This window comes from Bacillus pretiosus (assembly GCF_052947655.1).
The window spans coordinates 715,735-728,156 of the sequence record NZ_CM129593.1 but is presented as its reverse complement, the minus strand read 5'-3'; the positions used below and the strand labels follow the sequence as shown (position 1 = coordinate 728,156).

At 36.6% G+C, this 12,422-nt stretch carries 12 protein-coding genes; 9 read left to right on the top strand and 3 right to left on the bottom strand.

Annotated elements, in window-relative coordinates; all coding sequences use genetic code 11:
• Positions 1-273: 273 nt before the first annotated feature.
• The 7 genes from qoxA to ACU8YW_RS03625 all read left to right on the top strand — a co-directional run bounded on the left by qoxA (position 274) and on the right by ACU8YW_RS03625 (position 6,916).
• Positions 274-1,149, top strand: coding sequence for a cytochrome aa3 quinol oxidase subunit II (gene qoxA, locus ACU8YW_RS03655; RefSeq protein WP_046957295.1), 876 nt, complete (start codon positions 274-276; stop codon positions 1,147-1,149).
• Positions 1,150-1,182: 33 nt separating this feature from the next.
• Positions 1,183-3,117: a cytochrome aa3 quinol oxidase subunit I gene (gene qoxB, locus ACU8YW_RS03650; protein WP_048562936.1), complete on the top strand. Its 1,935-nt coding sequence runs from the start codon at positions 1,183-1,185 to the stop codon at positions 3,115-3,117.
• A 13-nt stretch (positions 3,118-3,130) separates the two neighbouring features.
• Positions 3,131-3,733 carry a cytochrome aa3 quinol oxidase subunit III gene (qoxC, locus tag ACU8YW_RS03645; protein WP_000729314.1) on the top strand — a complete coding sequence of 201 codons (603 nt, stop codon included), beginning with the start codon at positions 3,131-3,133 and terminating at the stop codon, positions 3,731-3,733.
• Positions 3,734-4,045: a cytochrome aa3 quinol oxidase subunit IV gene (qoxD, locus tag ACU8YW_RS03640; RefSeq protein WP_000372611.1), complete on the top strand. Its 312-nt coding sequence runs from the start codon at positions 3,734-3,736 to the stop codon at positions 4,043-4,045. It abuts the gene before it with no gap.
• 279 nt (positions 4,046-4,324) lie between these two features.
• Positions 4,325-6,154: a monovalent cation:proton antiporter family protein gene (locus ACU8YW_RS03635; RefSeq protein WP_426934369.1), complete on the top strand. Its 1,830-nt coding sequence runs from the start codon at positions 4,325-4,327 to the stop codon at positions 6,152-6,154.
• A gap of 52 nt (positions 6,155-6,206) precedes the next feature.
• Positions 6,207-6,464 carry a DUF4022 family protein gene (locus ACU8YW_RS03630; RefSeq protein ID WP_000926994.1) on the top strand — a complete coding sequence of 86 codons (258 nt, stop codon included), beginning with the start codon at positions 6,207-6,209 and terminating at the stop codon, positions 6,462-6,464.
• 14 nt (positions 6,465-6,478) lie between these two features.
• A complete protein-coding gene (locus ACU8YW_RS03625; RefSeq protein ID WP_149214229.1) occupies positions 6,479-6,916 on the top strand; it encodes a GNAT family N-acetyltransferase in 438 nt (145 codons plus the stop codon).
• Positions 6,917-6,955: 39 nt separating this feature from the next.
• Here the strand turns inward: ACU8YW_RS03625 and ACU8YW_RS03620 are convergent, their stop codons facing one another.
• From ACU8YW_RS03620 to ACU8YW_RS03610, 3 genes are all read right to left on the bottom strand, one after another.
• A complete protein-coding gene (locus ACU8YW_RS03620; protein WP_426934368.1) occupies positions 6,956-7,384 on the bottom strand; it encodes a hypothetical protein in 429 nt (142 codons plus the stop codon).
• The gene (locus tag ACU8YW_RS03615; RefSeq protein WP_000301181.1) at positions 7,381-7,581 is read right to left on the bottom strand and encodes a helix-turn-helix transcriptional regulator; all 201 of its coding nucleotides are present in this window, start codon (positions 7,579-7,581) and stop codon (positions 7,381-7,383) included. The genes ACU8YW_RS03620 and ACU8YW_RS03615 overlap by 4 nt, the downstream gene beginning before the upstream one ends.
• A gap of 137 nt (positions 7,582-7,718) precedes the next feature.
• The gene (locus ACU8YW_RS03610; protein ID WP_087983292.1) at positions 7,719-9,011 is read right to left on the bottom strand and encodes an NCS2 family permease; all 1,293 of its coding nucleotides are present in this window, start codon (positions 9,009-9,011) and stop codon (positions 7,719-7,721) included.
• A 280-nt stretch (positions 9,012-9,291) separates the two neighbouring features.
• Here ACU8YW_RS03610 and ACU8YW_RS03605 point away from each other — a divergent pair, with 280 nt between their 5' ends.
• Together ACU8YW_RS03605 and ACU8YW_RS03600 are read left to right on the top strand one after the other, a co-directional pair.
• Positions 9,292-10,683, top strand: a complete 1,392-nt coding sequence (locus ACU8YW_RS03605) for an amino acid permease (RefSeq protein ID WP_327958317.1) — start codon at positions 9,292-9,294, stop codon at positions 10,681-10,683.
• 181 nt (positions 10,684-10,864) lie between these two features.
• Positions 10,865-12,412, top strand: a complete 1,548-nt coding sequence (locus ACU8YW_RS03600) for a DNA-binding protein (RefSeq protein WP_426934367.1) — start codon at positions 10,865-10,867, stop codon at positions 12,410-12,412.
• The last annotated feature ends 10 nt before the right edge of the window (positions 12,413-12,422 follow it).

The following is a 12,422-nucleotide window of genomic DNA, read 5'->3' as shown; positions in this document are numbered from 1 at the left end:
ATATTCAGCTATCTTTCTTATCATAAGATAGCTTTTTTCTATTTCTTGGATATCTTGGTATAACTTTATTTATCTTAAAATTTCCACAATCACGTTTTTCACTGGAAAATAGTTTACAATGTTATCAAGTTACAAATGATATTCACCTTAAAAAGTGTGCATTTGTGTCTATTTTTTAACAATATCACAAAAACTATTGCCATCTATAAATTAATAGGTTTATATTGTTTTATTGGCATAGTTTCAATCCAAGGAGAAAGGAGATTTTCAATCGTGCAACTAAAGAAAACGTTTTGGAAGCTGGCTTCGCTTCTTCCGTTATCATTACTTCTGTTCCTCGGCGGCTGTGATAAGAAACTCGCAGTATTAAATCCGCAAGGACCTGTTGCAAAAGCACAGTATGATTTAATTGTTTGGTCATTCTTGCTTATGTCATTAATTATCGCAATTGTATTCATCTTGTTTACAGTCATCTTGATTCGTTATCGTGAAAAACCAGAGAATATGGACTACGAGCCACCTGAACAACACGGTAACACATTATTAGAAATTATTTGGACGCTTGTTCCTGTTATTATCGTTATCGCATTATCGATTCCAACAGTAAAAGCAACGTATGCTTCGGAAGAGGTTCCGGCAGAGTCCAAACATATTAAACCAGTTGAGATTTATGTTACATCTGCAAACTGGAAATGGTTATTCAGTTACCCAGAGGAAAAAATTGAAACCGTTAACTATTTAAACATCCCAGCTGGTGTACCAATTCAATTCAAACTGACTTCTGTCGGTCCAATGAATGCTTTCTGGGTACCAGAACTTGGTGGTATGAAGTACACTATGGATGGCATGATTATGGATCTTTATTTACAAGCTGATAAGCCTGGTTCTTACCTAGGCCGTAGTGCGAACTTCTCTGGTGAAGGATTCACACATATGGAGTTCGAAGTTGAAGCAAAAACTAAAGAGAAATATGACAAGTGGGTTAAAGAAGTACAACAAACTGCTCCTAAACTAACAGAAGATAAGTACAACGAAATTGTTAAACCTGGTGTAGTTGGTCGTATGACATTCTCTAGTCACCACTTAAGTTATGTAGATCCAAAATCACTTGAATATTGTGATTACAACTACTACAAAAACAAAAAATAATAGCTATTATTCCAACAGATTGGAGTGAACACAGTGAAGCTTGATGAATTCTTTGTCACAGGTGACCCGATTATTTACGGTGCAGACGCTTCTATCGTTCTTGTGACATTAGCAATCATTTTCGTACTAACAAAGTATAAAAAATGGAAATGGCTTTGGGACGAATGGTTAACAACTGTTGACCATAAAAAGATTGGGGCCATGTATATTATCTCTGCGGTTATCATGTTATTCCGTGGTGGTATGGACGGTTTAATGATCCGTGCACAGTTAACATTCCCAGAAACAACTTATTTAAATGCTGAACACTATAACGGAATCTTCACAACACACGGTACAGTTATGATTCTTTTCATGGCGATGCCATTCGTTATGGGATTAATGAACCTTGTAGTACCATTACAAATTGGTGCTCGTGACGTTGCATATCCGTTCTTAAATGCTTTAAGTTTCTGGTTATTCTTCGTCGGAGCAATGTTATTCAACATCGCTTTCGTAATCGGTGGTTCTCCAGACGCTGGGTGGACTTCTTACTTCCCAATGGCAGGTACAGAGTTTACTTCTGGTGTAGGAAATAACTACTACGCAATTGCATTACAGATTTCAGGTCTCGGTACGCTAATGACCGGTATTAACTTCCTTGTTACTATCTTAAAAATGCGTACACCTGGTATGACTTTAATGAGAATGCCAATGTTTACTTGGTCAATCTTAATTACAACAGTTATCATTATTTTCGCTTTCCCAGTATTAACAGTTGCTCTTGCATTAATGACATTTGACCGTCTATTCGATGCTCACTTCTTTACGATGGCGAGCGGCGGTATGCCAATGTTATGGGCCAACCTATTCTGGGTATGGGGTCACCCTGAAGTATATATCGTTATTTTACCGGCATTCGGTATTTTCTCTGAAATCATTAGTACATTCTCACGTAAACGTCTATTCGGTTACAGTGCGATGGTATACTCAATGGTTGCAATTTCTTTACTAAGTTTCGTCGTATGGCTTCATCACTTCTTCACGATGGGTGCAGGTCCAGCGGTTAACTCATTCTTCTCGATTTCGACAATGGCGATTTCGATTCCAACCGGGGTTAAGATCTTTAACTGGTTGTTTACACTGTATAAAGGACGTATTCGTTTTACAGTTCCAATGCTTTGGTCATTGGCATTTATTCCAAACTTCGTAGTCGGTGGGGTTACAGGGGTTATGCTTGGTATGGCAGCAGCTGATTATCAGTACCATAACAGCTACTTCCTAATTGCTCACTTCCACTACGTATTAATCGCAGGTACAGTATTCGCTATGCTTGCTGGATTCACATTCTGGTATCCAAAAATGACTGGTCATATGTTAAACGAACGCCTAGGTAAATGGACATTCTGGATCTTTATGAGCGGATTCAATATCTGTTTCTTCCCAATGTACTTCTTAGGTTTAGACGGTATGACTCGTCGTATGTACACTTACTCTGAAAGTCTTGGATGGGGATGGCTAAACCAAATTGCATCTGTTGGTGCGGTAATGATGGGTATTGGTTTCCTAATTCTTTGTTACAACGTAATTTGGAGTGCTCGTCACGGTGAACGTGACACAACTGGAGATCCATGGGATGGCCGTACACTTGAATGGGCAACTCAATCTCCTGTACAACATTACAACTTCGCGAAACTTCCTGAAATCAAAGAAGCTGATGCTTTCTGGTACATGAAAAAACGCGGAGAAACAGTTACACCAGCAGCAGAAGATTTAAAACCAATTCACATGCCAAGTAACTCTGGCGTGCCTATTATTGCGTCTTTATTCTTCGGTCTTGCAGGTTTCGCATTAGTATTTAGCTGGTTCTGGCTTGCAGCAATCGGCGGCGTTGGTATTTTAGCTTGCTTAATCTATCGTTCGTTCGATTATGATGATGGCTACTACGTAAGCGTTGATGAAATTAAAGAAACAGAACATATAGCATGAGAGGTGAAATGATATGGCGGCTTTAGATAAAAGCTTACCTTTGGAATATCAATCCGAGCAAAGCAGATTGAATATCCTAGGATTTTGGATTTTTCTTGGGGCTGAAATTATGCTGTTCGCAACACTTTTCGCCTCTTATCTAGTACTTGCTGGTCGTACGGCTGATGGCCCAACTCCAGCGCAACTGTTTGAACTTAAAACGCTTTTAATTCAAACATTACTACTTTTAACAAGTAGTTTCACATGTGGTATCGTAATTCACGAAATGCGTAAGCACAACCAAAAAGCAATGCTTGGATGGTTCATCCTTACATTACTTTTAGGTGCAGGTTTCCTATTCTTTGAAATCGAAGAGTTCATTATGTACATCGGTGAAGGCGCAACAATTCAAACAAGTGCTTTCCTATCTGCATTCTTCGTTCTTCTTGGAACACATGGTGCCCACGTAACAGGCGGTATCATTTGGGCAACTTGTGTTATTATCCAAATTTTAAAACGAGGTTTAACACCAGTTACAGCGCGTAAAGTATTCATTATCAGCTTATATTGGCATTTCCTTGATCTAGTTTGGGTATTTATTTACACACTAGTTTACTTGAACGGGATGGTGGCGTAAATGGATCAAAATAACAACCAAGCAAACGGGCATGCGCATAGCGGATTCCCTTGGTCACACGTTTTCGGATTTATTTTATCGCTTGCACTAACGTTTCTAGCGTTATACGTGGCACTTTATACAAACTTGCCACTTTCAACGATCTTAACAACTATTATCGTAATGGCTGTTGCGCAAGCGTTGTTACAATTAATTATGTTCATGCATTTAAAAGAAGGAGAAGGAAGAGTTCAAATCCTTACAATGATATACAGTTTCTTCGTTGCAACTGCAACAGTTGGCTTAACTGTATGGATCTTCTTCTCAATGTAATGTGCATGAAAAAGACTGCTGAGATTCCTCAGCAGTCTTTTTTTATTCCTCATTAACGAGCAGTAAGACCCCAGGGGGATCTGCCCGTAAAAGCCTTCACTTTATACCCTCCCCTATTACATCCACATTACGGAATTAACAACAGAATCATGAAAAATATACTTATTATGACAAATTTTAAGAAAACTCTTTCTTTATGAAATCGAATCCATATGCGTTGCTTTTCTACCTATTATATGGCTAAATAGGTACTATATTTATTTGAAGGGAGAGAACGCAATGGAACATCATACTTCTGTTCTATCACTTATGGTTGTCGTTGCAATCGCGTTTCTAGTTCCCCTTTTGTTACAACGCTTTAAATTGAAAGCACTTCCTGTCGTTGTTGCAGAAATCATCGCAGGAATCTTTGTAGGTAAAAGTGGGTTTAATATTATTGAGCCAGATATGTGGCTTCAAGTCTTATCGACACTAGGATTTATCTTCTTAATGTTCTTAAGCGGTTTAGAAATTGATTTTTCTATCTTTAAACAAAAAGGGAAAAAGAATACGACAAACGAACCAAACACATTCCAAGCAGCAAGCATTATCTTCTTATTTATTTTCATCTTATCTTATGCCCTATCATTACTGTTCGTATGGCTAGGATTCGTGGATAATGCAATGTTTATGACTTTAATTATTTCAACTATTTCTTTAGGTGTTGTTGTACCAACATTAAAAGAAAATAACTTAGGAAAAACGGCAATCGGACAAATCATTTTATTAGTCGCTGTTATTGCAGATTTAGTTACAATGATTTTACTCGCTGTATTCGTCGGATTAAATTCCGAAAGCGGCCAAAGCATGTGGCTCCTTCTTCTTCTATTCGGCGCTGGTATTGTTATTTACTTCGTTGCAAAACGCTTTAAAAACATTCCATACTTAGATAGCTTAAAAGCTGGTAGTGTACAAATTGATACACGAGCTGTTTTTGCACTCATCTTAATATTAGTTGGGTTATCTGAATCTGTTGGAGCTGAAAATATTTTAGGTGCCTTCTTAGCAGGGGTACTCGTATCGTTATTATCACCAAATGAAGATATGATTGAAAAACTGGATTCCATCGGCTACGGTTTCTTCATCCCTATTTTCTTCGTAATGGTTGGTGTGAATCTAGAAGTTTGGTCTATTTTTAAAGAACCTTCTAGCATGCTAATGATCCCAATTTTAATTGTAGGACTCTTTATCTCAAAACTGTTACCATCACTCGTCTTACGAAAATGGTATCCACGTAATATCGTACTAGGAAGTGCCATCTTATTAACATCGACACTTTCTTTAGTTATTGCAGCTGCACAAATTGGTGAAAAACTAGGAATCATCAGTCCGAGTTTATCTGCTTCCCTTATTTTAAGCGCAGTTATTACTTGTATTTTTGCACCTATATTATTTAAAAAGATGTTCCCAAAAGTAGAAACACCAAAACCAAAAGTTTCTATTATTGGTGCGAGCAGAATTACCCTTCCGTTATCACTTGATTTAAAACGAGAAGATTATGACGTAACACTTTATATGATGCGTCAAAATAAAATAAATGATGAGGAAGCGAAATCACATGACTTCCCTATCGTAAAATTAGATGACATCACAATCGCTTCATTAACTGAACAAACAGCATTTAACGCAGACCGCGTTGTTGTTGCAACAAGTGATGATGGACAAAACTTATTATTGGCGGAACACGCAAAAGATCTAGGTGTTGAACATGTTATTGCAAGTGTAGAAGATCCACTTCTACAAGAAAAAGCAACGCAAGAACATATCGCCGTATTCTCAACAATTAACTCTACACGTATTCTGTTACGTGCACTAATTGATAAACCGAGTCTCGTTCGCTTAATTACAACAGCAAATGAAACAGTTCGTGAAGTTGAACTACGTAGCAATACATATAACGGTGTTGCACTACGTCGCCTTCCGTTTTTAGGGGATGTACTCGTCATTCAAATTTACCGCGGTAATAAAGCATTAATCCCACATGGTGATACGAGACTACAACATGGTGATACATTGCTTGTCACAGGTTCAAAAGAACATATTGATACGTTGAAAAACATATTAGAATAAAAAATGCCCCTCACATAATTGAGGGGCATTTTTTTCCATTCCATATGGTAAAATGTTACTATCACATATTATGAGGATGGATCACATTATGTCTATTGTAACTTTAGCTCTTTTATTATTGGCGGAAATACTCGTTGCCATTATTCTCATCGGTGTTAGCATTGAAATTTGTAGTTACGGATGGAAAAAATCGAATGGAATAAAATACTCTTGCCTCTTACTTTCACTCCTTCTCGGAACTGCTAGCATACTCGGACTTTTCGCCGCACCTGCCTATTTCTTTATACAACTAACAGAAAACGCCTTATAAGAAAGGATGTTAATATGATTACCGTGAAAAATATTGAGGGATCTGAAACTTACGTATTACGTCAAAAAATTTTACGCCCGAATCAAACATTAGCAGATTGTAAATACTCTTCCGACTATGAAACAGACACCTTTCACTTAGGCGCATTTATAAACGATGAACTAATTAGTATCGCTTCCTTCTCAAAAGAGATATACCCTGACTTACTAGCAGGTGTTCATTATCGTCTACGAGGAATGGCCACATTACCTGAATTTCGAAACAAACGTGCTGGAAGTTCCTTAATTCAGAGGGCGGAGCAAGTCTTGCAAGAACGTAAAGCAAATATATTATGGTGTAATGGCCGAATTACTGTAGCTGACTATTACAAACGCTTAGGCTTCCAGGAACATGGTGAAATCTTTGAAATTGAACCGATTGGCCTTCATAAAGTACTATATAAAAGAATATAAGAAAAGCTTTCCGCAATACGGGAAAGCTTTTCTTATGTTTCAATCTTCACTTTTTATTCTCTTCATATATATGTATATAAACAAACTAGGCACTAAAAAACAAGCAAACATAATAAGTCCTGTCATACTAATTTCCTTCATCGAAATATCCGGTGTTACAACGATACAAATGGCTAAAATCCCAATAATAATACCTACCGGAATAAATAATAACTTCATAAAATAACTACGTGATACTCCGCCCGTATGCTCATACACTTCCACTGAATTTTTCAGGTTTAAAAAGTTTATAACTACGATCCCGCCCATAAATACCATTAATAAATCCGAAACACTTTCATATTCTGCACCTTGCAAAACGTAGCGATAAAAAACAATACCTAGTATGACGATATTTTGTAAGATGAAAACGAGTCTAATATGTTTTAGCCCCTCAATCATTAAACGTTCATCTTTCACAATCCTCACTCCTCTTCCTCCCAAAATAAATCATTCAATGTTTTGTCTACCGCATAACAAATTTTCAAACATAAATCTAAAGACGGGTTGTATTTCCCCTTCTCAATTAAACTAATCGTTTGCCTTGTAACACCTACTTTTTCTGCTAATTGTTGCTGTGTTAAATCTAACTGAACACGCGCGACTTTTATTTTACTTACAGCCATTCATGTTCCTCCTCTGTCTTTATTGTAACATATATATTCCATTAGGTAATTTATATTTTACTAAAATCGTTTGATTTTTACTTTATTATACACAAAAAAAGAGCCTCCCATAAGAAGCTCCCTCTTCTATATCTATATTATAAGAATAAATGACATCCAAATAAAATTGTAAATAAGTATAGTAACGGATGTACTTCCATCCCTTTCCCTTTCACAATTTTTAAGACTGGATACACTAAAAATCCAATTGCAATTCCATTCGCAATGCTAGACGTTAACGGAATACCAATAAAAATTAAAAATGCTGGTAATGCATCTTCAAATTCATTCCAATTAATATCACGAAGACTTTGCGCCATTAGACTACCTACAATAATTAATGAAGGAGCTGTAATAGCGGCTACACTTGATAAAGAAGCAATCACAGGGCTGAAGAATGCCGTTATAATCGTTAGACCGACAACTACAATACCCGTTAATCCTGTTTTACCACCTGCAGCAATACCAGCTGATGATTCAATCGTCGCTGCTGTTGGGCTTGTTCCAAAGATAGAACCTGTAGTCCCACCAATTGCATCTGCAATAAACGCTTTACCAAAACGTTTCTCTGTATTATCTGTAATTAAACCCGCTTGTTTAATTAAACCAAGTAATGCACCTGTTGTATCAAATAACAGTACAAGTAAAAATGAAAATACAACACCATATAATCCGTATTCAATTACATCTGAAAAGGCATTGATTGGGTTTGAAACGATAATTCCCTCTGGTAAATGAGGCATCGCAACAATTTTATCCGTAAACTTCAGTTGCCCTGTAAAGAAGGCGATAACTCCTGTCACAATCATACTAATAAATAATGCACCGCTCACACGTAATGCCATTAATACCGCCGCTAATATTAAACCAATTAAAGTTAAAATAACGGCTGGAGAATGAAAATCACCAATCGTAACTAAATTAGATGGATGATCAACGATAATTCCAGAAAGGCGTAATCCAATAAAAGCAATAAATAGTCCAATTCCACCTGCAATTGCATGTTTTAAACTATCAGGAATTGCGACAATTAGCTTTTGCCTAAATGAAGTGAAAGATAATAAAAGAAAAATGATACCTGTTACAAATACTGCTGAAAACGCAATGACATATGTAATCCCCTCTGCCTGTTGAACAACAGAATAAGCAAAATACGCATTCATTCCCATAGCTGGAGCAATAACAATTGGATAGTTAGCTAAAAACGCCATACATAGCGTTCCTACAACCGTCGCAATAATAGTTGCTGTAAAAGCTTGATCAAATGGTACACCTGCATCAGATAATATTTTCGGATTGATGACAAGAATATACGCAAATGTAAAAAAAGTTGTGATGCCAGCTAAAAGCTCTTGCTTCACAGAAGTGTTATATTTTTGTAATTGAAACATGGTTATGTACCCTTCCTACATCTGAATTATTATCACATATTCTTTTCTTACTAGTATGTGAGAAAATATAATACTTAATCTTAACAATCAATAAAAAGAAGAGTCAATATATTCGCTAATAGTTCGAATTTTAAGTTTAAGTCTGACAAGTTTAGATGTAGTACAGTTCATCATGATTATTTTTGTAGCATAACAGATAGAAATGTTTTATAATTTGAAATAGTTAAATATTTAGCAAACGCATTCAAATATCGTTCACTCTACAAGGGGGATTCTTCTTATGCAGCACACAAACAAATCTGAAACTTTAAACCGCGGTTTAAAAGAACGACATATTACTTTAATGTCGCTCGGCTCCGCTATTGGCGTTGGACTATTTTTAGGATCCGCTTCTGCTATTAAGCTAGCTGGCCCTTCTATTCTACTAGGTTATATGATCGCCGGACTCGTTATTTTTTTCATTATGCGAGCACTCGGAGAAATGGCAATTGAACAACCTGTTGCCGGTTCTTTTAGTAAATATGCCTCTGATTATCTTGGACCACTAGCTGGCTATATTACTGGCTGGAACTACTGGTTTTTATGGGTTGTTACTTGCATGGCTGAAATTACAGCAGCTGGCATTTACATGCAATACTGGTTCCCAGATATCCCGCGCTGGACTTGGGCTTTACTCGCTCTATTATTAATGAGTGCTTTCAACTTCTTATCCGTAAAAGTATTTGGAGAACTTGAATTTTGGTTTGCTCTCATCAAAATTGTCACAATTATCTGTATGATAATTATTGGAGCTGGTATTATTTTATTCGGATTTGGAAACGGTGGTATCGCTACTGGTATTTCAAACCTTTGGTCACATGGTGGCTGGTTCCCAAATGGTTTTTCTGGGTTACTACTCTCCATGCAAATGGTGTTATTCGCTTATTTAGGCGTTGAATTAATCGGTGTTACAGCGGGTGAAGCTCAAAATCCGAAAAAAACACTCGCAAAAGCAATCGATAACGTATTTTGGAGAATATTACTGTTCTACGTTGGGGCTCTATTCGTTATGATGGCAATTTATCCATGGAATGAACTTGGTGAAAAAGGAAGTCCATTCGTATTAACATTCCAGCAAATCGGTATCGCAAAAGCAGCAGGGATTATTAACTTTGTCGTATTAACAGCAGCTCTTTCTTCTTGTAATGGTGGTTTATTTAGTACAGGCCGTATGCTATTTACATTAGCTCAGCAAAAGAAAGCACCTGAAAGATTTGGTCGTTTAAATAAAAACGGTATTCCGAGTCAAGGAATTGTAGCAACAGCTATCGTTTTACTCGTTGGTGTTATATTAAACTATCTTGTGCCCGCAAAAGTGTTTACATGGCTGACTAGTATTTCAACTTTCGGGGCAATTTGGACTTGGGGCATCATTTTAATCGCTCAAATTAAATTCCGTAAAGGTTTGCAAACTGATAAAAAGGACAAGCTAACATATAAAATGCCTTTACATCCATTCAGTTCATATTTCTCACTCGCTTTCCTTGCACTCGTATTAGGTATTATGGCGTATTCAGAAGATACAAGAATTGCATTGATTGTTGGTCCTATTTGGCTTATTGGTTTAGCTATCGTGTATTACATGAAAGGTTTCCATAAAATTGATGAAACACCTAATTCAAAAATTAGTTAAACAAAACATCCCTTCCTTATTACTTGGAAGGGATGTTTTTAAATCTATATAAATATTTCTCAACAAAATTCACGTTATTTTTACAATTTTTTAATATTTTTTATGTTTTCCGTCTTTATTTTTACAGAAAAATAAATTACATTATTAAAGCACATATATTTATTATTAGGGGGATTCTTCTATGAAGAATAAAAAATGGATTACATTTTCTTTAGCAACCGCAATTACACTAAGTATAGGGACTTCGTTCATACCGTCTACTTATGCAGAAAGCTCTGTAGACCCAGCTCCTGAAATTGCTGCAAAAGTTGTAAATCAAAACAATGGGAAAAAAGTATTATTCGATAATACACACGGTCAAACTGCCGGAACCGCTGACTGGGTTATTGATGGTGGCTTTTCTGATTTCGGAAATGGTATTGCTCAAAATGGCTATCATGTAAAAGAACTACGTAAATCAACACCAATTACATACGAAGATTTAAAAGACTACAATGTGTTTATCGTTCCAGAAGCAAATATTCCTTACAAAAAATCTGAACAAGATGTTATGTTACAATACGTGAAAAATGGCGGTAGTATTTTCTTTATCGCTGACCATTATAATGCAGATCGTAATAAAAATCGCTGGGACTCTTCTGAAGTATTTAATGGATATAGACGCGGTGCATGGGATAACCCTGCAAAAGGAATGTCAAGTGATGAAGTAAATTCACAAGCTATGCAAGGAGTAGAAAGCTCTGATTGGCTATCTGACAACTTCGGCATTCGCTTCCGCTACAATGCAATCGGTGATGTTGCAGCTAAAAATATTGTGTCACCTGAACAATCATTCGGAATTACAAAAGGTGTTTCATCTGTAGCAATGCATGCAGGTTCTACTCTAGCAATTACAAACCCAAAACTAGCAAAAGGGCTTGTTTATCTTCCAGAAAACCCGTCAAAATGGAATAATGCTGTTGATAGCGGTGTTTATAACGGCGGTGGCGTTGCAGAGGGGCCTTATGCCGCTATCGCAAAAGTAGGGCTTGGAAAAGCTGCCTTTATCGGTGATTCTTCTCCAGTTGAAGATGCATCGCCAAAATACGTTCGTGAAGATTCTGGCCAAACAAAGAAAACTTACGATGGATATAAAGAAGAAAACGATGCTATCTTACTAGAAAATATCGTAAATTGGCTATCGAATAAAGAAACATTTACAAGTTTAGATCAAGTAAATGGTCTACAACTTGATTTACCTACCACTTTACAAACATTTGAACAACCAAGCTTATCAACTGAGCCACAACCTGAACCTTGGAGTGCGCCAAATGCAGGTTATCAATGGTTTAATACAAATACTTTTAAACCAGGTTCATACGGTTATAACGGTGCTGTAACAGCAAACGACTACGTAGTTACACACCCTAGCACTCTACCAAACAATGAAGTGTTCCAAATAAAAATCCAAGTAAATAACTTATTACCAAACACAACATACACTAATTACTCTTTAGGTATATTCACTACTGGCGGTACACAAGTAGCAAAAGTTCAAAATACAAATGGTTCTTGGCCATCTGCTTTTGGATATAGTAGTGCATTCTCTTTCACAACAAACAGCTTAGGTTCTGCTGAGAAGATTGTAAATGTACAAATCAATCCAAATACTGCTGGACAAGCAACTCTTCGTCTACGCCAAAATACGACAGCGAAATACAATGAAGCTGTAATAATTGATAAGAAATAATGAAAAAGGC